The following is a 22,856-nucleotide window of genomic DNA, read 5'->3' as shown; positions in this document are numbered from 1 at the left end:
CTCCGGGGCCGCTTTTCTGGCCCCGGCGGGACTTCCCGTTTCCGGGGCAAACGTCCCAATAAGGGGACGGTTTTCCGAAGCGCCTGGACGCGGCCGCGTCCGAATGGACAAAAGACGTTTCGGGAAGCCGTTACCCGGCCGATACGAGGAGCGACAATGACCCAAACGTTCAACGGTCGTAAAAAGGTCCGCAAGTATTTTGGATCGATTCGCGATGTCGCGGCCATGCCAAATCTCATCGAGGTTCAAAAGGCGTCCTACGACCAGTTTCTTCAGGTCGACGAGATGCCGGGTGGCGGCCGTAAAAATGATGGTCTGGAGGCCGTGTTCCAGTCCGTGTTCCCGATTTCCGATTTTGCGGGAACCTCCCTACTGGAGTTTGTCTCCTACGAATTTGAAGCTCCCAAATACGACGTCGACGAGTGCCGTCAGCGCGGCATGACCTTCGCCGCTCCGCTGAAAGTGACGCTGCGGCTGATCGTGTTCGACGTCGACGAAGACACCGGCGCTAAATCGGTCAAGGACATCAAGGAACAGGATGTCTATATGGGCGACATCCCGTTCATGACCGACAACGGGACCTTCATCGTCAACGGAACCGAGCGCGTGATCGTGTCGCAGATGCACCGCTCGCCGGGCGTGTTTTTCGATCACGACAAGGGCAAGACCCATTCCTCGGGCAAGCTGCTGTTCGCGGCCCGTGTGATCCCGTACCGTGGATCCTGGCTCGATATCGAGTTCGATGCCAAAGACATCGTTCATGCGCGGATCGATCGCCGGCGGAAAATCCCGGCGACATCGCTGCTGATGGCGCTCGGCCTCGATGCGGAGGAAATCCTCAACACGTTCTACAACCGCATCGAATACACCCGGCAGAAGGATGGCTCCTGGCGCATGCCGTTCGACGGCGAGCGTTTGAAGGGCACAAAGACGTCCTATGACCTGATCGACGCCGACAGCGGCGAGGTGGTCATCGAACGCGGCCGGAAAATCACCGCGCGGACAATCAAGCAACTTAGCGACAAGGGCGTTACCGCGCTCAAGGTTCTGGATGAGGACCTGCATGGCCAATATCTGGCGGAGGATATCGTCGACGCCCAGTCCGGCGAGATCTACGCCGAGGCCGGTGACGAAATTACCGGCAAGATCCTGGAGGAACTGGTCGATCGCGGCTACCACGATCTCCCGGTTCTGGACATCGACCATGTGAACACCGGTCCCTATATCCGGAACACGCTGGCCGCTGACAAGAACGAGTCCCGCGAGGATGCGCTGTTCGACATCTATCGGGTGATGCGTCCTGGCGAACCGCCCACCATCGACACTGCCGAGGCAATGTTCCAGTCGCTCTTCTTCGATGAAGAGCGGTACGACCTGTCCGCCGTCGGCCGGGTGAAGATGAACATGCGCCTTGACGTCGATGCGGAAGACACCGTGCGCACGCTGCGCAAGGAGGACATTCTCGAGGTCATCCGGGTTCTACTGGAACTGCGCGACGGCAAGGGCGAGATCGACGATATCGACAACCTCGGCAACCGCCGGGTGCGGTCCGTTGGCGAATTGATGGAAAATCAATATCGCGTCGGTCTGCTGCGGATGGAGCGTGCGATCAAGGAGCGGATGAGCTCCGTCGAGATCGACACGGTCATGCCGCAAGACCTGATCAACGCCAAGCCGGCCGCTGCGGCCGTCCGGGAGTTCTTTGGGTCATCCCAGCTGTCGCAGTTCATGGACCAAACCAACCCGCTTTCGGAAGTGACGCACAAGCGCCGTCTTTCGGCTCTTGGACCGGGCGGTCTGACCCGCGAGCGCGCCGGTTTCGAAGTTCGCGACGTGCACCCGACCCACTATGGCCGGATCTGCCCGATTGAGACGCCGGAAGGGCCGAACATCGGTCTGATCAACTCGCTGGCGACCTTCGCCCGCGTGAACAAATACGGCTTCATCGAAAGCCCTTACCGTAAGGTGAAGGGCGGCGTTGTGAGCAGCGACATCGTCTATCTGTCGGCCATGGAAGAGGCCAAGCACTACGTGGCCCAGTCCAACGCTGTCTATGACGAGAGCGGCCGGTTCACCGAAGAACTGATCACCTGCCGTCACGCTGGCGAAAACATGATGGTCCCGTCCGACAAGGTGGACCTGATGGACGTGTCGCCCAAGCAGCTCGTTTCGGTGGCCGCGGCCCTCATTCCGTTCCTGGAGAACGATGACGCCAACCGTGCCCTCATGGGCTCGAACATGCAGCGTCAGGCCGTTCCGCTGGTTCGCGCGGAAGCCCCGTTTGTCGGCACGGGCATGGAGCCGATCGTGGCCCGCGATTCCGGGGCGGCCATCGGCGCACGCCGGGCCGGCGTGGTCGATCAGGTAGATGCGACCCGTATCGTCATTCGCGCGACGGAGGAACTCGATCCGGGCAAGTCCGGCGTCGACATCTACCGCCTGATGAAATTCCAGCGCTCGAACCAGAACACCTGTATCAACCAGCGTCCTCTGGTCCGGGTTGGCGACGTTGTTCACAAGGGGGACATCATCGCCGACGGTCCGTCCACGGACCTGGGCGACCTGGCCCTCGGACGGAATGTGCTGGTCGCGTTCATGCCCTGGAACGGCTACAACTTCGAGGACTCCATTCTTTTGTCCGAGCGGATCGTGTCGGACGATGTCTTCACTTCGATTCACCTCGAGGAATTCGAAGTGATGGCCCGCGACACGAAGCTGGGACCGGAAGAGATCACCCGCGACATTCCGAACGTGTCGGAAGAAGCGCTGAAAAACCTCGATGAAGCCGGGATTGTTTATATCGGTGCCGAACTTCAGCCGGGCGACATCCTCGTTGGCAAGATCACGCCGAAGGGCGAAAGCCCGATGACGCCGGAAGAAAAGCTCCTGCGGGCCATCTTCGGCGAAAAGGCCTCCGATGTTCGCGACACTTCGTTGCGGCTGCCACCCGGTGTGTCCGGAACGGTGGTCGAAGTGCGCGTGTTCAACCGGCATGGCGTGGAGAAAGACGAGCGCGCGATGGCCATCGAGCGCGAGGAAATCGAACGTCTTGCCAAGGACCGGGACGACGAGCAGGCGATCCTTGACCGAAACGTCTATGGCCGTCTGGCCGAGATGCTGATGGACAAGACCGCCGTTGCCGGACCGAAGGGCTTCAAGAAGGGCACCGTCCTGACTGGCAATGTTCTCAATGAATTCCCGCGGTCCCAGTGGTGGCAGTTTGCCACCGAGGACGAAAAGTTCATGTCCGAGATCGAGGCTTTGCGCGGTCAGTATGATGACAGCCGCAAGCGTCTCGAGCAGCGTTTCATCGACAAGGTGGAAAAGTTGCAACGCGGCGACGAACTGCCGCCGGGCGTCATGAAGATGGTCAAGGTCTTCGTCGCAGTGAAGCGCAAGCTCCAGCCGGGCGACAAGATGGCCGGCCGTCACGGCAACAAGGGTGTGGTGTCCAAGATCAACCCGTGTGAGGACATGCCGTTCCTGGAAGACGGGACCCATGTCGATATCGTGTTGAACCCGCTCGGCGTGCCCTCGCGCATGAATGTCGGTCAGATCCTTGAAACCCACCTGGGTTTCGCCTGCCGCGGCATGGGAGAGCGCATCGGGGAGATGTACGAACAGTACAGGAAAACCGGTGAGATCGAGCAGCTCCGGGGCAAGGTCGTCGAGATCTATGGCGACAACCTGAAAGGCGACAACGTCAAGGAATTCGACGATGAAAGCGTCGTGCGCCTTGCCGAGCAGCTGAAGAAAGGCGTGCCGATCGCAACGCCGGTCTTCGACGGCGCGCGTGAACCGGACGTCGTCGAGGCGCTCAAAATTGCTGGATATGATTCGAGCGGCCAGTCGGTCCTCTATGACGGACGGACCGGTGAGGCTTTCGATCGCAAGGTCACGGTGGGCTACATCTATATGCTGAAGCTCCACCACCTTGTCGACGACAAGATCCATGCCCGTTCGATTGGCCCTTACTCACTCGTGACCCAGCAGCCGCTGGGTGGCAAGGCGCAGTTTGGTGGCCAGCGTTTCGGGGAAATGGAGGTCTGGGCACTCGAAGCCTACGGTGCGGCCTACACGCTGCAGGAGATGCTGACGGTGAAGTCGGACGACGTGGCCGGCCGGACAAAGGTCTACGAGGCCATTGTTCGCGGCGACGACACGTTCGAGGCAGGCATCCCGGAAAGCTTCAACGTGCTTGTGAAGGAAATGCGGTCCCTGGGTCTGAATGTGGAACTCAAACGCACAGATCAGCCCGCTCTGACGGATGAACCCGCCGCGGATGCGGCGGAGTGAACCGGGTGAGCATGAAAAAGACCGATTTTAATCTTGCAATGCCGGGCAAGGGGAGGGCGCCAAGCCGCGCGCTCCCGACCCGTGCATGGAAGGAGATGGACCATGAATCATGAGGTCATGAACCTGTTCAATCAACAGGCTCCCGCCCAGACCTTCGACGAGATCCGGATTTCGCTGGCTAGTCCGGAAAAGATCATGTCCTGGTCGTTCGGCGAAATCAAAAAGCCGGAAACCATCAACTACCGGACGTTCAAGCCTGAGCGTGACGGCCTGTTCTGCGCGCGGATCTTCGGACCGATCAAGGACTACGAATGTCTTTGCGGCAAATACAAGCGCATGAAGTACAAGGGCGTCATCTGTGAAAAGTGTGGCGTCGAAGTCACCTTGTCGCGGGTCCGCCGCGAGCGCATGGGCCACATTGAACTGGCTGCGCCCGTCGCGCATATCTGGTTCCTGAAGTCCTTGCCGTCGCGGATCGGGCTTTTGCTCGACATGACGCTGAAGGATCTGGAGCGGGTTCTGTATTTCGAGAACTTCGTCGTTCTAGAGCCGGGCCTGACCCCGCTCAAGCAAAACCAGCTTCTGTCGGAAGAAGACTTCATTGCCGCTCAGGACGAGTATGGTGAGGACGCCTTCACCGCCATGATCGGCGCGGAAGCGATCCGCGAGATCCTGATGTCGATGGATCTGGAGCGCGAATCCGAGAAGCTTCGGCAGGAAATTGCCGAGGCAACCACCGAACTGAAGCCGAAGAAGCTTGCCAAGCGCCTGAAGGTGATCGAGGCATTCATCGAATCCGGCAACCGTCCGGAGTGGATGATCATGACCGTCGTTCCGGTCATCCCGCCGGACCTGCGGCCGCTGGTTCCGCTCGATGGTGGCCGGTTCGCCACCTCCGATCTGAACGACCTCTACCGCCGGGTCATCAACCGGAACAACCGTTTGAAGCGTCTCATCGAGCTGCGCGCGCCGGATATCATTATCCGGAACGAGAAGCGGATGCTTCAGGAGTCCGTGGACGCCCTGTTCGACAACGGTCGCCGCGGCCGGGTGATCACAGGCGCCAACAAGCGTCCGTTGAAGTCGCTGTCGGACATGCTCAAGGGCAAGCAGGGCCGCTTCCGTCAAAACCTGCTTGGCAAGCGCGTCGATTATTCCGGCCGGTCGGTGATCACCGTTGGTCCGGAATTGAAACTGCACCAGTGCGGCCTGCCGAAGAAGATGGCGCTCGAACTGTTCAAGCCGTTCATCTATTCGCGCCTTGACGCCAAGGGTTTCTCTTCGACGGTCAAGCAGGCCAAGAAGCTGGTGGAAAAGGAACGCCCCGAGGTCTGGGACATTCTGGACGAAGTGATCCGCGAGCACCCGGTTCTGCTGAACCGTGCGCCGACACTCCACCGCCTCGGTATTCAGGCATTCGAGCCGACTCTGATCGAAGGCAAGGCGATCCAGCTGCACCCGCTCGTCTGTTCGGCGTTCAACGCCGACTTCGACGGCGATCAGATGGCCGTTCACGTGCCGCTCTCGCTGGAAGCCCAGCTGGAAGCGCGAACGTTGATGATGTCGACCAACAACATCCTGCACCCGGCGAACGGCGGCCCGATCATCGTGCCTTCGCAGGATATTGTCCTTGGTCTTTATTATCTCTCGATCATGGCGGAAGGGGAGCCGGGAGAGGGCATGGCCTTCGGCGACATTGGTGAAATTCACCATGCCCTGGCCAACAAGGTCATCACGCTCCACACCAAGATCAAGGGCCGTTTCCGGTCCGTCGATGCGGACGGAAATCCGACCTCGCAGATCTTTGAGACGACCCCCGGCCGCATGCTGATCGGCGAATTGCTGCCTAAGAACCATGAAGTTCCCTTCGACGTCTGCAACAAGCTGATGACGAAGAAGGAAATCTCCAAGATGATCGACACGGTCTACCGGGCCTGCGGTCAGAAGGAGACGGTCATCTTCTGCGACCGGATCATGCAGCTCGGCTTCCGCAATGCCTGTAACGCCGGCATTTCCTTCGGCATGGGCGACATGCAGATCCCGGACGCCAAGCAGAAGCTGGTGGCCGAGACCTCGGCACTGGTGACCGAGTACGAGCAGCAGTACAATGACGGCCTGATCACCCAGGGCGAGAAGTACAACAAGGTTGTCGATGCGTGGGCGAAATGTACCGACCGCGTTGCCGACGAGATGATGAAGCGCATTCAGGCTGTCGAGTTCGACGAGGAAACCGGCCGCCAGAAGCAGATGAACTCGGTCTACATGATGTCCCACTCCGGGGCTCGTGGGTCACCCCAGCAGATGAAGCAGCTGGCCGGTATGCGCGGCCTGATGGCCAAGCCGTCCGGTGAGATCATCGAGAACCCGATCATCTCGAACTTCAAGGAAGGCCTGTCGGTTCTGGAATACTTCAACTCCACCCACGGCGCCCGGAAGGGGCTGGCGGACACGGCGTTGAAGACGGCGAACTCGGGCTATCTGACCCGCCGCCTGGTGGACGTCGCGCAGGACTCCATCATTCTGGAACAGGACTGCGGATCCGAACGCGGCATTACGGTTGCCCCAATTGTCGATGCCGGCAACATCATCGCCACCTTGGGCATGCGCGTGCTGGGCCGGACCACGGCCGAAGACGTCCACAATCATCAGACGGGCGAACTCCTCGTGCCGAAGGGCAAGCTGATCGATGAGAAGGACGTCGACGCGATCGAGGCCGCCAAGGTTCAGCAGATCAAGATCCGCTCGGTTCTGACCTGCGAAACCGAGACGGGCGTGTGTGCGACCTGTTACGGCCGTGATCTGGCCCGCGGGACGCCGGTCAACCTTGGCGAAGCCGTGGGTGTCATCGCGGCCCAGTCCATCGGGGAGCCGGGAACACAGCTGACCATGCGCACGTTCCACATCGGCGGCACGGCCCAGGTTGTTGACAGCTCGTTCATCGAGTCCAATGTCGACGGTACGGTGAAGATCCGGAACCGGAACGTGCAGCGCGACTCCGACGGCAATCTCATCGCCATGGTCCGGAACATGTCCATTGTCGTTACAGACAGTGACGGCAACGAACGGGCGGTTCACCGGATCACCTACGGGTCGAAGCTGCATGTCGATGACGGCGATGCGGTCAAGCGCGGCCAGCGGATCGCCGAATGGGATCCCTACACCCGTCCGCTTCTGGCCGATGTGGATGGTGTGGTCGACTTCGAAGACCTTATCGACGGGGCGTCGGTGCAGGAAACGGCCGACGAGGCAACCGGCATCACCAAACGCGTTGTCATCGATTGGCGGTCGTCCCAGCGCGGGGCGGATCTGAAGCCGGCCATCGTGATCAAGAACGAGAAGGGCGAGGTTTCCAAGACCCAGCGCGGTCTGGACGCCCGGCTGATGCTGTCGGTTGACTCGATCCTGTCGGTTCAGCCGGGTGCGGTTGTGAAGGCAGGCGACGTGCTGGCACGTATCCCGCTGGAAAGCGCCAAGACCAAGGACATCACCGGTGGTCTGCCGCGGGTGGCGGAACTGTTCGAAGCCCGCCGTCCGAAGGATCACGCGATCATCGCCGAAATCTCGGGGACGATCCGCTTCGGGCGCGACTACAAGAACAAGCGCCGCGTCATCATCGAACCGGCCGACGAGGCCATGGAACCGGTCGAGTACCTGATCCCGAAGGGCAAGCACTTCCACCTTCAGGAAGGCGATGCCATCGAAAAGGGCGAGTATATCCTCGACGGCAATCCGGCGCCGCACGACATTCTCGCAGTCAAGGGTGTCGAGGCCCTCGCGGCCTACCTCGTCAACGAGATCCAGGAGGTCTACCGTCTTCAGGGCGTGACGATCAACGACAAGCACATCGAGGTGATCGTTCGCCAGATGCTGCAGAAGATCGAGATCACCGAGCCGGGCGACACCGAGTTCTTCGCTGGCGAGCAGATCGACAAGCTGGACTTCGATGAAGCCAACCGCAAGGCGATCGACGATGCTCGGGAGCCGGCCAAGGGCAATCCCGTTCTTCTGGGGATCACGAAAGCGTCCTTGCAGACGCGCTCGTTCTTCTCCGCGGCCTCCTTCCAGGAGACGACCCGCGTCCTCACGGACGCAGCCGTCAACGGCAAGGTCGATCCGCTGGTTGGCCTCAAGGAGAACGTGATCGTGGGCCGCCTGATCCCGGCAGGTACCGGCAGCGTGATGAAGCGGATCCGCAAGATCGCCTCGCGCCGCGACGACCTCATCCAGGAAGCGCAACGGCAACAGTCGTCCGAAAGCGCGGCGGAAGGGTTGCTGGAAGACCTGACCGGCGCCGCCGAATAGGCGGTCCGCCGGCAACAAAAAAACGTCGAAAGGCCGCCTTCTGGCGGCCTTTCTGTTGTGAACGCTCGAAAAGTCGGAAGGACGAACCATGAACGACAATGACGGTGAATTGGATCCGGTGGTCTATATTGTCATCGGGCGCGTGTGGCAGGAGGAGACTGCCTTGCCGCAAGACGCCATTACCATCCATGCGCTCCTGACGGCCCCGGATGACGACGACGCCGTGCGGCGGACCCTTGAGGCGCTTGCTGCGCAGGGCTACGCCGAAGCGGAGCTGGACCAGATCGGCGTCATTTCCGGAGAGCCGGAAGAACCGGTTTACGAAGGTGCCTACCAGGATGCACTGGCGGGAAACGTCGCGGTGGTGACATTCACAGGATAAGCCGGTCCAAGGCCCGCGGATGTCTGTCTGGACCGGTCACGAGACCTGGCCCCACAATGGTTGCAAGCCGGGTTCTAGGGGGGATGGAATCAGCGTGATGAGTGTCCGGGCCGCGATCCTCGGCGGAATGCTCCATCTTGAATCATCCGATTCACCTTTCATTCATAAATCCCTGAAAGCGCGTAAATCTGGCGCGAAAGAATAGAACAAATAGCTGCCGCCAGGCGACACGAACGGGACGTCCAGACCATGCGCCCCGTTCGAATCCTGCGCCGTGGGGCCCGGAACCGCGGATTCTCGCTTTTTTCGACAAATCGCTTGACGTTCCCCGGGGTCCTATGTAGTTTCCGCCCATCCCGAAGGCAGGCGGTAAAAGCTTGAGCGTCCGGCGCGACGAAGCGCTAGATCATTCCTTTTAAACGCTGCCGGGTTCATTGAGGCGAATAAACGTCGATTGCATGACCGTGGGTTTCCTGCGGTCCTCTGGTTTTCGCAGCGCCGGCCGCTCCAAAAGAGCGCGCGGGCGCGATTCTGCATGTCAGAATCCGCGGGGACTGCAGTTGCGAAACGAATTTTGGATGGACGAGGTAAAGGGCAAAAGATGCCGACCATCAACCAGTTGATCCGCAAGCCGCGGAAAGACCCGCCGAAGCGGAATAAAGTGCCGGCCATGGAGGCCTGCCCGCAGAAGCGTGGCGTTTGCACGCGCGTTTACACGACGACGCCAAAGAAGCCGAACTCGGCTCTTCGGAAGGTGGCCAAGATCCGCCTGACCAACGGCTTTGAAGTGATTGGCTATATCCCGGGTGAAGGTCACAACCTTCAAGAACACTCGGTTGTCATGATCCGCGGCGGCCGCGTGAAGGACTTGCCGGGTGTGCGCTACCACATCATCCGTGGCGTGCTGGACACCCAGGGCGTTAAAGACCGGAAGCAGCGCCGTTCCAAATACGGCGCGAAGCGTCCGAAGTAAGAGGTACGATAGATGTCCCGTCGTCACCGCGCAGAAAAACGCGAAATTAACCCGGATCCGAAGTTCGGGGACCTTGTTGTCACCAAGTTCATGAACGCAATCATGTACGACGGCAAGAAGTCGGTTGCCGAACGCATCGTGTACGGTGCCTTCGATGTTATCGAAAACAAGACACGCGAGAACCCGATCGAGGTGTTCCATGCGGCTCTCGAGAACGTCATGCCTCAGGTCGAGGTGCGCTCTCGCCGGGTCGGCGGGGCAACCTACCAGGTTCCGGTCGAAGTTCGCTCCGACCGCCGTCAGGCTCTTGCTATCCGCTGGCTGATTACCGCGGCGCGCAAGCGCAACGAAACAACCATGGTTGACCGCCTGTCGGGTGAAATGCTCGACGCCGCCAACAACCGCGGTACCGCCGTCAAAAAGCGCGAAGACACGCATCGGATGGCCGACGCCAACCGCGCGTTCTCGCACTATCGCTGGTAATTTGTGACTTCGAAGGGCTGACGTCATGTCCCGCACGCATAAAATCGAAGACTACCGTAACTTTGGCATCATGGCTCACATCGATGCCGGGAAGACGACCACCACCGAGCGGATCCTCTTCTACACCGGTAAGAGCCACAAGATCGGCGAAGTGCATGATGGCGCTGCCACCATGGACTGGATGGAGCAGGAGCAGGAGCGCGGCATCACGATCACGTCCGCTGCGACCACCGCTTTCTGGAAAGAAAAGCGCCTGAACATCATCGACACCCCGGGTCACGTGGACTTCACCATCGAAGTGGAGCGTTCCCTGCGTGTTTTGGACGGCGCGGTTGCTCTTCTGGATGCCAATGCGGGCGTCGAGCCGCAGACCGAAACCGTCTGGCGCCAGGCTGACAAGTACAACGTCCCGCGGATGATCTTCGTCAACAAGATGGACAAGCTGGGCGCCGATTTCGATCGTTGCGTTACGATGATCAAGGACCGCCTGGGCGCCACTCCCCTTGTCCTGCAGTTGCCGGTCGGCGCTGAGAACGACTTTGCGGGTGTCGTCGATCTTCTGAAGATGAAGGCGCTCATTTGGCAGTCCGAGAACCTTGGCGCCGCTTGGGACGAGATCGATATCCCGGCCGACCTCGCCGACAAGGCGCAGGAAGCTCGCGACGCTCTGATCGAGACCGCTGTCGAGGTCGACGAGGCCGCGATGGAGGCTTATCTCGAAGGGGAAGAGCCGTCCGTCGAAAAGCTGAAGCAGCTCATCCGCACCGGGACCATTTCCGGGACCTTCGTGCCGATCTTCTGCGGTTCCGCCTTCAAGAACAAGGGCGTTCAGCCGCTTCTGGATGGTGTCGTTGACTATCTGCCGAGCCCGGTGGACGTTCCCGCGATCAAGGGCATCGATCCGAAGACGGAAACCGAAATCGAGCGGAAGTCTGGCGACGAGGAGCCCCTGGGGCTTCTGGCATTCAAGATCGCAAACGACCCGTTCGTCGGGTCGCTGACATTCTGCCGGATTTACTCGGGCGTTCTGACGAAGGGCGTGTCGCTGCTCAACACGGTCAAGGACAAGCGCGAGCGCGTCGGCCGGATGATGCAGATGCACTCCAATTCGCGTGAAGACATCGATGTAGCCTTTGCCGGCGACATCGTTGCGATCGCGGGCCTCAAGGAAACCACCACGGGGGATACCCTGTGCGATCCGCTGAAGCCGGTGATCCTGGAGCGGATGGAATTCCCCGAGCCGGTTATCGAGATCGCTGTCGAGCCGAAGACCAAGGGCGACCAGGAAAAGATGGGTCTTGCCCTGAACCGTCTGGCTGCCGAGGATCCGTCCTTCCGCGTGAAGACCGACGAAGAGTCCGGTCAGACCATCATCGCGGGCATGGGCGAATTGCACCTCGACATCATCGTCGACCGCATGAAGCGCGAGTTCAAGGTCGAGGCCAATGTCGGTGCGCCGCAGGTGGCTTACCGTGAGACCATCACCAAGACCGCCGAAGTGGATTACACCCACAAGAAGCAGTCCGGTGGTTCGGGCCAGTTCGCCCGCATCAAGCTCACGATCGAGCCGGCCGAGCCGAACGAAGGACTCGTGTTCCAAAGCACGATCGTTGGCGGGTCTGTTCCGAAGGAATATATCCCGGGCGTTCATAAAGGGATCGAGAGCGTCATGTCGTCTGGCCCGCTGGCCGGCTTCCCGATGCTCGACATCAAGGCAACCTTGACCGATGGTGCTTACCACGACGTGGACTCTTCGGTCATGGCCTTCGAGATCGCGGGCCGTGCCGGTTTCCGCGAGGGTATTGCGAAGGCCGCACCGCGCCTCCTCGAGCCGATCATGAAGGTCGAGGTGGTGACACCGGAAGATTACATGGGTGATGTGATCGGGGATCTGAACTCCCGCCGCGGTCAGATTGCCGGCACCGAGAACCGGGGTGTTGTCACCGTGGTCACCGCCATGGTGCCGCTCGCCAACATGTTTGGATACGTTAACAACCTGCGGTCCATGTCTCAGGGCCGTGCGCAATACTCGATGGTTTTCGACCATTACGCGCAAGTACCGCAGGCCGTCGCCGAAGAGGTTCAGGCGAAATACGCCTGAACCGGATCGCACCAGTCACATAAGAATTAGAGAAACGGAGAAATCCGATGGCAAAAGAAAAGTTTGAGCGCAATAAGCCGCACGTCAACATTGGTACGATCGGTCACGTTGACCATGGCAAGACCACGCTGACTGCCGCAATCACGATGACGCTGGCGGAAGTTGGCGGTGCGACGGCGAAAGCCTATGACCAGATTGATGCAGCCCCTGAAGAAAAGGCGCGCGGCATCACCATCTCCACGGCGCATGTCGAGTATGAGACGGAAAACCGTCACTACGCCCACGTGGACTGCCCGGGTCACGCCGATTATGTGAAGAACATGATCACCGGCGCGGCTCAGATGGACGGCGCGATCCTGGTGTGTTCGGCGGCCGATGGCCCGATGCCGCAGACCCGCGAGCACATTCTGCTGGCCCGCCAGGTCGGCGTTCCGGCTCTGGTCGTGTTCATGAACAAGGTGGACCAGGTCGACGACGAGGAGCTGCTCGAGCTCGTCGAGATGGAAATCCGCGAACTGCTGTCGTCCTACGAATTCCCGGGCGACGACATTCCGATCGTCAAGGGCTCGGCTCTGGCGGCTGTCGAGAACCGCGATGTGGCCATCGGCCGCGACGCGATCCGTGAGCTGATGGCGGCTGTGGACGACTACATTCCGACGCCTGAGCGTCCGAAGGATATGCCGTTCCTGATGCCGATCGAAGACGTGTTCTCGATCTCGGGCCGCGGCACGGTTGTGACCGGCCGTGTTGAGCGCGGGATCGTGAAGGTGGGCGAGGAAGTCGAGATCGTCGGCATCAAGGACACCAAGAAGACGACGGTGACCGGCGTTGAGATGTTCCGCAAGCTTCTGGACAGCGGCGAGGCCGGCGACAACATCGGCGCCCTGATCCGCGGCGTTGCGCGCGAGGAAGTGGAGCGCGGCCAGGTTCTGTGCAAGCCGGGTTCTGTGACCCCGCACACGAAGTTCAAGGCCGAGGCGTACATCCTGACGAAGGAAGAAGGTGGCCGTCACACGCCGTTCTTCACCAACTACCGCCCGCAGTTCTACTTCCGCACGACGGACGTGACGGGTGTGGTGTCGCTGCCGGAAGGCACGGAAATGGTGATGCCGGGCGACAACGTGTCGGTTGACGTCGAGCTGATCGTGCCGATCGCCATGGAAGAAGGCCTGCGCTTCGCGATCCGCGAAGGCGGCCGTACCGTCGGCGCAGGCGTCGTCGCTTCCATCGTAGAATAAATCGCTGGCAGGGCCTGCGGCCGGGGACTGATCCCCGTGATGCGGGCCCGCCATTTACCTCGGGAACTCTGAAATGAACGGTCAGAATATCCGGATCCGCCTGAAGGCATTTGATCACCGTATTCTGGACGCCTCCACCAAGGAGATCGTCAATACGGCCAAGCGGACCGGTGCGCAGGTGCGGGGACCCGTACCACTGCCGACGCGGATCGAGAAGTACACCGTGCTTCGCGGACCGCATATCGATAAGAAAAGCCGCGATCAGTTCGAGATGCGGACGCACAAGCGTCTTCTCGACATCGTTGATCCGACGCCCCAGACGGTCGACGCTTTGATGAAGCTCGATTTGGCCGCTGGTGTCGACGTCGAGATCAAGCTCTGAGGCGGATCGAAGGGGACACGTCTATGCGTTCTGGAGTGATCGCTCAGAAGGTGGGCATGACCCGCATCTACACCGATGCGGGTGAGCATGTTCCAGTTACAGTCTTGAAACTGGAAAAGTGCCAGGTGCTGGCTCACCGGACTGAAGAAAAGAATGGCTATACCGCGCTGCAGGTCGGCGCCGGTCTGGCAAAGGTAAAGAACACGCCGAAGGCGATGCGCGGTCATTTCGCGGTTGCCAAGGTGGAGCCCAAGCGCACGCTTGCCGAATTCCGGGTCTCGGCCGACAACCTCATCGACGTTGGCGCTGAATTGACAGCTGACCACTATGTCGAAGGTCAGTTTGTCGATGTGACCGGGACTTCGATCGGTAAGGGTTTTGCCGGTGTGATGAAGCGTCACAACTTCGGTGGTGGCCGGGCATCCCACGGTAACTCGATTTCCCACCGGTCCCACGGGTCGACTGGCCAGTGTCAGGATCCGGGCCGCGTGTTCAAGGGCAAGAAGATGGCCGGTCACATGGGCGATGTCCGCGTGACCACGCAGAACCTGAAGGTTGTGCGCACGGATGTCGAACGTGGCCTGATCATGGTCGAGGGCTCTGTTCCGGGCGCCAAGGGCGGTTGGATCCTGGTCCGCGACGCGGTCAAGAAGGCGCTGCCGGAAGGCGCGCCGATGCCTGGAGCGTTCCGTGCGCCTGAAGGCGCGGAAGCTGGTGCTGCCGCAGCCGGGAAGGAGAGTGAGTGATGGAACTTGAGGTCAAGACCCTCGATGGTGGGGCGGCCGGTTCGATCACGGTGTCGGACGAGATTTTCGGTCTCGAGCCGCGCGCCGATCTGATCCACCGCGTGGTGCGCTGGCAGCTTGCCAAGCGCCAGGCGGGCACACACAAGACGCTGGGCCGGTCGGAAGTGACCGGCTCGACGAAGAAGATCGTCCGCCAGAAAGGCTCCGGCGGCGCCCGTCACGGCAACAAGAAGGCTCCGCAGTTCCGCGGCGGCGGCCGGGCTTTTGGTCCGGTTGTCCGGGATCACGGGCACGACCTTCCCAAGAAGGTGCGCGCTCTGGGTCTCAAGCATGTTCTGTCCGCCAAGGCGAAGACGGCCAGCCTGATCGTTGTCGAAGACGTCAAGGCTGCGGAAGCCAAGACCAAGGCGGTCAAGGATCGGCTTTTGAAGGGTGGTCTCACCAACGCGCTGATCATCGATGGCGCGGAACTCGACCGCAACTTCCAGCTGGCATCGCGCAACATCCCAAATGTGGATCTGCTGCCGGTGCAGGGCATCAACGTTTACGACATCATGCGGGCCAACACGCTTGTGTTGACCAAGGCGGCCGTGTCGGCACTTGAGGAGCGCTTCAAATGAGCAAACTTCCTCATTACGACAAGATCGTCGGCCCTGTGATCACGGAAAAGGCCACCATGGCTTCCGAGGAGAACAAGGTCGTATTCAAGGTTGCCAACGATGCAACCAAGCCGCAGATCAAGGCTGCGGTTGAGGCACTGTTCGGCGTGAAGGTGACGGGCGTGAACACCCTGGTCCGCAAGGGCAAGGTGAAGCGCTTCCGTGGGCGCCTTGGCCGTCAGTCCGACTACAAGAAGGCCGTCGTGACGCTCGCCGAAGGGCAGGCCATCGACGTGACCACCGGGCTTTAAGACGGGGACTAAGGAAAAATGGCACTTAAGACATTCAATCCCACGTCCCCCGGCCGCCGTCAGCTGATTCAGGTTGACCGGTCCGGTCTTTGGAAAGGCAAGCCGGTCAAGACATTGACCGAGGGCCTGACCAAGTCTGGTGGACGTAACAACATGGGCCGCTTGACGGCTCCGAACCGTGGCGGCGGTCACAAGCGGTCCTATCGTCTTGTGGACTTCAAGCGCCGCAAGTGGGACATGCCGGCCACGGTCGAGCGCCTCGAATACGATCCGAACCGGACCGCGTTCATCGCTCTGATCCGTTACGAAGACGGCGAGCTGAGCTACATTCTGGCGCCGCAGCGGCTGGCAGCGGGCGACAAGGTCGTTGCGGGTGCAGCGGTTGACGTCAAGCCGGGTAATGCAATGCCGCTTTCGGCCATCCCGGTGGGCACGATCGTGCACAACATCGAGATGAAGCCGGGCAAGGGTGCGCAGATCGCACGGTCCGCCGGGGCTTTCGTCCAGGTGGTCGGCCGCGACCAGGGCTACACGGTCCTGCGTCTGATGTCCGGCGAGCAGCGCAAGGTTCTGGGTTCCTGCATGGCCACTGTCGGTGCCGTGTCCAACCCGGACCACTCGAACATCAATCTCGGCAAGGCGGGGCGCAAGCGCTGGCTGGGCCGGGTACCGCACACACGCGGTGTCGCCATGAACCCGATCGACCACCCGCACGGCGGTGGTGAAGGTCGGACATCGGGCGGCCGTCATCCGGTGACCCCGTGGGGTAAGCCGACCAAAGGCAAGCGCACGCGGCGTAACAAGCAAACGGACAAGTTCATCGTCCGTAGCCGTCACGCGCGGAAGAAGTAAAGGGCAAGGATCGTGTCACGTTCTGTCTGGAAAGGTCCGTTTGTTGACGGGTACCTGCTGAAAAAAGCGGACAAGGTACGGGAGTCCGGCCGCAACGAGGTCATCAAGACCTGGAGCCGCCGCTCTACGATCCTGCCGCAGTTCGTCGGGCTTACCTTCGGTGTCTACAACGGTCAAAAGCACGTCCCGGTGCTGGTGTCTGAAGAAATGATCGGTCACAAGTTCGGCGAGTTCTCGCCGACCCGGACCTATTACGGACACGGCGCCGACAAGAAGGCGAAGAGGAAGTAACGATGGGCAAGCCGAAGCGTGAGCGGACGCTCGCTGACAATGAGGCTCGGGCAATGACCCGGATGCTGCGCGTGTCTCCGCGCAAGCTGAACCTCGTTGCGGCTTCGATCCGCGGCAAGAAGGTTGGTTCTGCGATCGCAGATCTCACCTTTTCCCGTAAGCGCATCGCAAATGACGTCAAGAAGACCTTGATGTCTGCGATCGCGAATGCCGAAAACAACCACGACCTGGATATCGACAACCTGGTGGTCGCCGAGGCCCATGTGGGCAAGGCTTTCGTCATCAAGCGGTTTCAGGCCCGGGCGCGTGGCCGGGTTGGCCGGATCGAGAAGCCATTCTCGAACCTGACAATCGTCGTGCGCGAAGTCGAGGAGAGTGCCTGATGGGACACAAAGTTAACCCGATCGGCATGCGCCTCGGGATCAACCGGACCTGGGATTCCCGCTGGTTCGCCAACAAGGGCGAATACGGCGATCTGCTTCACGAAGATTTCCGGATCCGTGAGTTTCTTTTGAAGGAACTCAAGCAGGCCGCGGTCTCAAAGATCGTGATCGAGCGCCCGCACAAGAAGTGCCGCGTCACCATTCATTCCGGCCGTCCGGGTGTGGTGATCGGCAAGAAGGGTGCGGATATCGAGCGTCTTCGCAAGAAGATCAACGAGATCACCAAGTCCGAAGTGCACCTGAACATCGTTGAAGTGCGCAAGCCGGAAATCGATGCCACATTGGTTGCCGCATCCATCGCCCAGCAGCTGGAGCGCCGCGTCGCGTTCCGCCGGGCCATGAAGCGTTCGGTCCAGTCGGCGATGCGCCTGGGCGCACAGGGCATCAAGATCACCTGCGGTGGCCGTCTCGGCGGGGCGGAAATCGCCCGGATCGAGTGGTACCGGGAAGGCCGCGTGCCGCTTCACACCCTGCGTGCCGACATCGACTACGGTGTGGCTTCCGCGCACACCGCCTATGGTGTGTGCGGTGTGAAGGTCTGGATCTTCAAGGGTGAAATTCTCGAGCATGACCCGATGGCGTCTGAAAAGCGTGCAACGGCGGGCTCGGATAGCAACCAGGGTGATCGCGGCGGACGCCGGGATCGGGGCCGCGAGCGCGCAGCTTAAGTTAAGCTGCCTGCCGCTCGTTAAACACGAAAGACGAGAGAAGAACGATGCTGCAACCGAAGCGCACAAAGTTCCGCAAGCAGCACAAGGGCCGCATCCACGGTCTGTCGAAGGGGGGGACTGACCTCAACTTCGGCGCTTACGGTCTGAAGGCGATTGAGCCTGAGCGCGTGACCGCGCGTCAGATCGAAGCGGCCCGCCGTGCCATGACCCGCCATATGAAGCGTGCGGGTCGCGTGTGGATCCGCATCTTCCCGGACGTCCCGGTCTCTTCAAAGCCGGCCGAAGTCCGCATGGGTAAGGGTAAGGGGTCTCCGGATTACTGGGCATGCCGCGTCAAGCCTGGCCGGATCATGTTTGAAATCGATGGTGTGTCGGAAGATGTCGCGCGCGAAGCGATGCGTCTTGCCGCCGCCAAGCTGCCGATCAAGTGCCGGTTCGTTCAGCGGATCGCCGAGTAAGGCAGTCAAGGAGTAAAGAGCCATGAAGGCGAGTGATGTGAGGGCAAAGACCCTGGACGAGCTCCGCACCGAGCTCGAAGGCCTCAAGAAGGAGCAGTTCAACCTGCGCTTCCAAAGGGCCACGGGTCAGCTTGAGAACACTGGGCGCGTCCGGCAGATCCGCCGTGATATCGCTCGGATCCAGACGATCATGCGCGAAAAGCGCGTGACGGCAAACGCGTAAGGAGACGACGACATGCCGAAGCGTATTTTGCAGGGCACCGTTGTCAGCGACGCGAATGACAAAACGGTGACAGTGCTGGTGGAACGCCGTTTCACCCACCCACTGCTGAAGAAGACCGTGCGCCGGACAAAAAAGTACCGGGCGCATGACGAGGCGAACAACTACAAGGTCGGCGACATCGTGCAGATCGAAGAGTGCGCGCCGATTTCCAAGAACAAGCGTTGGACCGTGGTCGCTCACTGATCACGATCCTCACAGTTTGAGCATCAGGCGCCCTTTGGGGGAGCGCCGATAGAAGAACAAGGCAGCCAGTCATGATTCAGATGCAAACTAACCTCGACGTCGCCGACAATTCCGGCGCCCGTCGTGTCATGTGCATCAAAGTGCTCGGCGGCTCGAAGCGCAAATATGCCCAGGTCGGCGACATTATCGTTGTCTCCGTCAAAGAGGCTATTCCGCGGGGCCGCGTTAAAAAGGGCGACGTGATGAAGGCTGTCGTCGTGCGCACGGCAAAGGATATCCGCCGTCCCGATGGCAGCGTGATCCGGTTCGACCGCAATGCGGCCGTTTTGGTGAACAACAACAAGGAGCCGGTCGGCACCCGTATCTTCGGGCCAGTGCCGCGCGAGCTTCGTGCGAAGAACCACATGAAAATTATCTCGCTCGCGCCGGAGGTGCTCTGATGGCTGCGAAAATTAAAAAAGGCGACACGGTGGTCGTGCTGACCGGCCGTGACAAGGGCAAAACCGGCGAAGTGATTTCGGTCCAGCCGTCGGACAACAAGGCCCTTGTGCGCGGTGTGAACATGGTGCGCCGTCACCAGCGCCAGACGCAGACGCAAGAGGCCGGGATCATCGCCAAGGAAGCGCCGATCCATTTGTCGAACCTGGCGGTTGCCGATCCGAAGGACGGCAAGCCGACCCGTGTCGGCTTCAAGACCAATGACGATGGCACCAAGGTCCGTGTGGCCAAGCGTTCGGGAGACCTGATCGATGGCTGAGACCCAAAACGTTCCGCGCCTGAAAACGCAGTATGAGACCGTCATCAAGAAGCAGCTTCAGGAGAAGTTCCAGTACAAGAACCCGATGCAGGTTCCCGCGCTGGAGAAAATTGTCCTGAACATTGGCGTCGGGGAAGCCGTTGGCGACTCCAAGAAGGCGCGTACTGCTGCGGATGATCTGGCTCTGATCTCCGGTCAAAAGCCGGTCATCACCAAGGCCAAGAAATCCATAGCGACCTTCAAGGTGCGCGAAGGCATGCCGCTTGGCACGAAGGTGACCTTGCGCGGCCAGCGGATGTACGAATTTCTGGACCGTCTGATTACCATCGCGCTTCCGCGCGTGCGGGACTTCCGGGGCTTGAACCCGAAGAGCTTCGACGGTCGTGGCAACTACGCCATGGGCATCAAGGAACACATCGTGTTTCCGGAGATCGAGTACGACAAGGTCGACCAGATCTGGGGCATGGACGTGATCGTGTGCACCACGGCGGCAAACGACGACGAAGCGCGCGAATTGCTCCGCGCGTTCAACTTCCCGTTCACGAAATAACGGGCAAGGAAGGGAACGACGATGGCGAAGAAGAGCGCGGTCGAAAAGAATGAGCGTCGCAAGAAGCTCGTGAAGAAATACGCTGTGAAGCGCGCTGCCCTCAAGGCGATGGCCAAGGACGAGAGTCTGAGCCTTGAAGAGCGGTTCAACGCACGCCTGCAGCTGGCGAAACTGCCGCGGAATTCCGCACCCAACCGGATTCGCAACCGGTGTGAAGTGTCGGGCCGCCCGCGCGGTTTTTACCGTAAGCTGAAGATGTCGCGGATTGCGCTTCGTGAACTTGGCTCGCTGGGCAAGATCCCGGGCCTGGTCAAGTCGAGCTGGTAAGGAGACACTCCCATGGCAATATCTGATCCGTTGGGGGATATGCTGACCCGGATCCGGAACGCTCAGTTGCGGAAAAAGACGAAGGTTAGCTCACCAAATTCCAAATTGCGCGCGCATGTACTTGATGTGCTCGCGAAAGAGGGATACATCCGCGGTTACACCACGGTTGACTTCGAGGGCGGAAAGTCCGAGTTGGAAATCGAATTGAAGTACTTCGATGGCGAGCCGGTCATCCGCACGATTGAGCGGGTCTCCAAGCCGGGCCGCCGGGTGTACGCTTCGGTGAAAAACATCCCGCATGTGTCCAATGGCCTGGGCGTGTCGATCATCTCGACGTCGCGCGGCGTCATGAGCGATCATCAGGCGCGGGAAGAAAACGTAGGTGGCGAGGTTCTTTGCCGCGTCTTCTGACGCGGCAGACCCGCTGAAACAACGACAAGGTTGGTCAAATGTCTCGTATTGGCAAAAAGCCAGTCCCCGTGCCAAGCGGGGTAACGGCATCGATCGACGGTCAGACAGTCACGATCAAGGGACCGAAGGGTGAAAAGGCCTTCGTTCTGAATGATCTGGTTCTGGCCGAAATGACGGATGGCGGCATCAAGATTGATCCGCGTAACAACTCCAAGCCGGCCCGCTCCATGTGGGGCATGAGCCGCACCATGGTTGCGAACCTGATTGCGGGTGTCACCGAGGGCTTTAAGAAAGACCTCGCCATCACCGGCGTCGGTTATCGCGCCCAGGTCCAGGGTGAAAACCTTCAGCTTGCGCTGGGATTCTCGCACGACGTGGTTTATCCGATCCCCGAGGGGATCGAAATCAAGTGCCCGAAGCCGACCGAAATCACTGTAACCGGCACCGACAAGCAGCGTGTTGGACAGGTGGCGGCCGAGATTCGGGAATTCCGCCCGCCGGAGCCCTACAAGGGCAAAGGCGTTCGCTATGCGGACGAATTTATCGTCCGTAAGGAAGGCAAGAAGAAGTAACGGACCCAAGATCATGGCGAATAGCAACAATGCTTTCGAACGCCGCCGCGATCGCGTGCGCCGTTCCATCAAGAAGGTCGCGAACGGTCGTCCGCGTCTTTCGGTCTTCCGCTCGTCCAAGCAGATCTATGCTCAGATCATCGACGACGCGAACGGCCACACTATCGTCGCAGCCTCGACGATCGAGAAGGATCTGAAGGGCACCTTGAAAACGGGCGCCGACACCGCAGCAGCCGCTGCCGTCGGCAAGCTGGTTGCCGAGCGGGCGAAAGCCGCAGGCGTCAAGGAAGTCGTGTTCGACCGGGGCGGATATGTCTATCACGGGCGCGTCAAGGCGCTTGCTGATGCGGCCCGCGAAGGTGGACTTGAATTCTGACCAGCGCCCCTTGGCGCTCTTGAGAACGAAAGACGTATAAAATGGCGAGACAGGATAATCGCGAGCGCGAAGAGCGTGACAGCGAGTTTGTCGATAAGCTGGTCCACATCAACCGCGTCGCGAAGGTGGTCAAGGGTGGCCGCCGCTTCGGCTTCGCCGCGCTCGTGGTGGTTGGCGACCAGAAGGGCCGTGTCGGTTTCGGTCACGGCAAGGCACGGGAAGTGCCTGAAGCAATCCGCAAGGCAACGGAAGCTGCCAAGCGCACCATGATCCGCGTGCCGCTGCGCGAAGGCCGGACACTGCACCACGACGTCGAAGGCCGTCATGGCGCCGGCAAGGTGATCATGCGGGCCGCACCGGCCGGTACCGGTATCATTGCCGGTGGCCCGATGCGCGCCGTGTTCGAGACCCTGGGTGTGCAGGATGTGGTTGCCAAGTCGCTGGGGTCCTCAAACCCCTACAACATGGTGCGTGCCACATTCGATGCGCTGACTAAGGAAGACAGCCCGCGCTCGGTCGCGGCACGCCGCGGCCTCAAGGTCTCCGTGCTGCAATCGCGCCGCCGGGACAACAATGACGAGGCGGCTCCGGCTGCCGCTGAGGCTTGATCCCGGCGGCTCCAGCCCCCAGCTGAATAAGGGTTAGTTCCATGGCGAACACCGAAAAGACCGTAACGGTCGAACAGATCGGGAGCCCGGTGCGCCGTCCGCAAGATCAGCGCGCCACGCTCATCGGTCTCGGCCTGAACAAGATGCACCGCCGTTCCACACTGAAGGACACACCGGAAGTGCGCGGCATGATCAGGAAGGTCCAGCATCTCGTTCGCGTCGTCGAAGACAACGCGTAAGAGCGGGATGAGGAGAAGAAAA

At 60.4% G+C, this 22,856-nt stretch carries 27 protein-coding genes; all 27 read left to right on the top strand.

The window, feature by feature from the left end; genetic code table 11:
* Positions 1–156 precede the first annotated feature (156 nt).
* A complete protein-coding gene (gene rpoB / locus F0184_RS14240) occupies positions 157–4,296 on the top strand; it encodes a DNA-directed RNA polymerase subunit beta (RefSeq protein ID WP_150496866.1) in 4,140 nt (1,379 codons plus the stop codon).
* A 102-nt stretch (positions 4,297–4,398) separates the two neighbouring features.
* Positions 4,399–8,598 carry a DNA-directed RNA polymerase subunit beta' gene (gene rpoC, locus F0184_RS14235; protein ID WP_150496865.1) on the top strand — a complete coding sequence of 1,400 codons (4,200 nt, stop codon included), beginning with the start codon at positions 4,399–4,401 and terminating at the stop codon, positions 8,596–8,598.
* A gap of 88 nt (positions 8,599–8,686) precedes the next feature.
* Positions 8,687–8,980, top strand: a complete 294-nt coding sequence (locus tag F0184_RS14230; RefSeq protein ID WP_150496864.1) for a regulator — start codon at positions 8,687–8,689, stop codon at positions 8,978–8,980.
* A 601-nt stretch (positions 8,981–9,581) separates the two neighbouring features.
* A complete protein-coding gene (gene rpsL / locus F0184_RS14225) occupies positions 9,582–9,953 on the top strand; it encodes a 30S ribosomal protein S12 (RefSeq protein WP_006936459.1) in 372 nt (123 codons plus the stop codon).
* A gap of 12 nt (positions 9,954–9,965) precedes the next feature.
* Positions 9,966–10,436 (top strand): 30S ribosomal protein S7, encoded by a 471-nt coding sequence (gene rpsG / locus F0184_RS14220; RefSeq protein WP_150496863.1) that lies wholly within the window; start codon positions 9,966–9,968, stop codon positions 10,434–10,436.
* 25 nt (positions 10,437–10,461) lie between these two features.
* On the top strand, positions 10,462–12,537 hold the full coding sequence (gene fusA / locus F0184_RS14215; protein WP_150496862.1) for an elongation factor G: 2,076 nt from the start codon (positions 10,462–10,464) through the stop codon (positions 12,535–12,537).
* Between the two features lie 47 nt (positions 12,538–12,584).
* Positions 12,585–13,775, top strand: coding sequence for an elongation factor Tu (gene tuf / locus F0184_RS14210; protein ID WP_150496861.1), 1,191 nt, complete (start codon positions 12,585–12,587; stop codon positions 13,773–13,775).
* Positions 13,776–13,848: 73 nt separating this feature from the next.
* Positions 13,849–14,157, top strand: coding sequence for a 30S ribosomal protein S10 (gene rpsJ, locus F0184_RS14205; protein WP_006936455.1), 309 nt, complete (start codon positions 13,849–13,851; stop codon positions 14,155–14,157).
* 23 nt (positions 14,158–14,180) lie between these two features.
* Positions 14,181–14,903 (top strand): 50S ribosomal protein L3, encoded by a 723-nt coding sequence (gene rplC / locus F0184_RS14200; protein ID WP_150496860.1) that lies wholly within the window; start codon positions 14,181–14,183, stop codon positions 14,901–14,903.
* Entirely contained in the window at positions 14,903–15,523 is a 621-nt protein-coding gene (gene rplD, locus F0184_RS14195) for a 50S ribosomal protein L4 (RefSeq protein ID WP_150496859.1), read from the top strand. Before rplC ends, rplD begins: the two co-directional genes overlap by 1 nt.
* Positions 15,520–15,813, top strand: coding sequence for a 50S ribosomal protein L23 (locus F0184_RS14190; protein WP_150496858.1), 294 nt, complete (start codon positions 15,520–15,522; stop codon positions 15,811–15,813). Before rplD ends, F0184_RS14190 begins: the two co-directional genes overlap by 4 nt.
* A gap of 18 nt (positions 15,814–15,831) precedes the next feature.
* Entirely contained in the window at positions 15,832–16,665 is an 834-nt protein-coding gene (gene rplB / locus F0184_RS14185) for a 50S ribosomal protein L2 (protein ID WP_150496857.1), read from the top strand.
* A gap of 12 nt (positions 16,666–16,677) precedes the next feature.
* Complete coding sequence (gene rpsS / locus F0184_RS14180) at positions 16,678–16,956, top strand: 30S ribosomal protein S19 (RefSeq protein ID WP_150496856.1); 279 nt, start codon at positions 16,678–16,680, stop codon at positions 16,954–16,956.
* 2 nt (positions 16,957–16,958) lie between these two features.
* The gene (rplV, locus tag F0184_RS14175; protein WP_150496855.1) at positions 16,959–17,339 is read left to right on the top strand and encodes a 50S ribosomal protein L22; all 381 of its coding nucleotides are present in this window, start codon (positions 16,959–16,961) and stop codon (positions 17,337–17,339) included.
* Positions 17,339–18,067 carry a 30S ribosomal protein S3 gene (gene rpsC / locus F0184_RS14170; RefSeq protein ID WP_150496854.1) on the top strand — a complete coding sequence of 243 codons (729 nt, stop codon included), beginning with the start codon at positions 17,339–17,341 and terminating at the stop codon, positions 18,065–18,067. The genes rplV and rpsC overlap by 1 nt, the downstream gene beginning before the upstream one ends.
* A gap of 47 nt (positions 18,068–18,114) precedes the next feature.
* Positions 18,115–18,528, top strand: a complete 414-nt coding sequence (gene rplP / locus F0184_RS14165; RefSeq protein WP_150496853.1) for a 50S ribosomal protein L16 — start codon at positions 18,115–18,117, stop codon at positions 18,526–18,528.
* 22 nt (positions 18,529–18,550) lie between these two features.
* Positions 18,551–18,751 carry a 50S ribosomal protein L29 gene (gene rpmC, locus F0184_RS14160; RefSeq protein WP_150496852.1) on the top strand — a complete coding sequence of 67 codons (201 nt, stop codon included), beginning with the start codon at positions 18,551–18,553 and terminating at the stop codon, positions 18,749–18,751.
* A gap of 12 nt (positions 18,752–18,763) precedes the next feature.
* A complete protein-coding gene (gene rpsQ / locus F0184_RS14155; protein WP_150496851.1) occupies positions 18,764–18,994 on the top strand; it encodes a 30S ribosomal protein S17 in 231 nt (76 codons plus the stop codon).
* Between the two features lie 71 nt (positions 18,995–19,065).
* Entirely contained in the window at positions 19,066–19,434 is a 369-nt protein-coding gene (gene rplN / locus F0184_RS14150; protein ID WP_008191626.1) for a 50S ribosomal protein L14, read from the top strand.
* Complete coding sequence (rplX, locus tag F0184_RS14145) at positions 19,434–19,751, top strand: 50S ribosomal protein L24 (RefSeq protein WP_150496850.1); 318 nt, start codon at positions 19,434–19,436, stop codon at positions 19,749–19,751. The genes rplN and rplX overlap by 1 nt, the downstream gene beginning before the upstream one ends.
* Positions 19,744–20,301, top strand: a complete 558-nt coding sequence (gene rplE, locus F0184_RS14140) for a 50S ribosomal protein L5 (protein ID WP_150496849.1) — start codon at positions 19,744–19,746, stop codon at positions 20,299–20,301. Before rplX ends, rplE begins: the two co-directional genes overlap by 8 nt.
* A 21-nt stretch (positions 20,302–20,322) precedes the next feature.
* On the top strand, positions 20,323–20,628 hold the full coding sequence (gene rpsN / locus F0184_RS14135; protein ID WP_150496848.1) for a 30S ribosomal protein S14: 306 nt from the start codon (positions 20,323–20,325) through the stop codon (positions 20,626–20,628).
* 12 nt (positions 20,629–20,640) lie between these two features.
* Positions 20,641–21,039, top strand: a complete 399-nt coding sequence (gene rpsH, locus F0184_RS14130) for a 30S ribosomal protein S8 (protein WP_150496847.1) — start codon at positions 20,641–20,643, stop codon at positions 21,037–21,039.
* Positions 21,040–21,077: 38 nt separating this feature from the next.
* Entirely contained in the window at positions 21,078–21,611 is a 534-nt protein-coding gene (gene rplF / locus F0184_RS14125; RefSeq protein ID WP_150496846.1) for a 50S ribosomal protein L6, read from the top strand.
* A 13-nt stretch (positions 21,612–21,624) separates the two neighbouring features.
* Positions 21,625–21,987, top strand: coding sequence for a 50S ribosomal protein L18 (gene rplR, locus F0184_RS14120; RefSeq protein WP_150496845.1), 363 nt, complete (start codon positions 21,625–21,627; stop codon positions 21,985–21,987).
* 41 nt (positions 21,988–22,028) lie between these two features.
* The gene (gene rpsE / locus F0184_RS14115) at positions 22,029–22,595 is read left to right on the top strand and encodes a 30S ribosomal protein S5 (RefSeq protein WP_150496844.1); all 567 of its coding nucleotides are present in this window, start codon (positions 22,029–22,031) and stop codon (positions 22,593–22,595) included.
* A gap of 41 nt (positions 22,596–22,636) precedes the next feature.
* Positions 22,637–22,834: a 50S ribosomal protein L30 gene (gene rpmD, locus F0184_RS14110; protein ID WP_150496843.1), complete on the top strand. Its 198-nt coding sequence runs from the start codon at positions 22,637–22,639 to the stop codon at positions 22,832–22,834.
* Positions 22,835–22,856 lie beyond the last annotated feature (22 nt).

The organism is Roseibium aquae, assembly GCF_008711285.1.
Classification (GTDB): Bacteria; Pseudomonadota; Alphaproteobacteria; order Rhizobiales; family Stappiaceae; genus Roseibium; species Roseibium aquae.
Note: the sequence above shows the minus strand (reverse complement) of the source record. Positions and strands in the feature narration are given on the sequence as shown.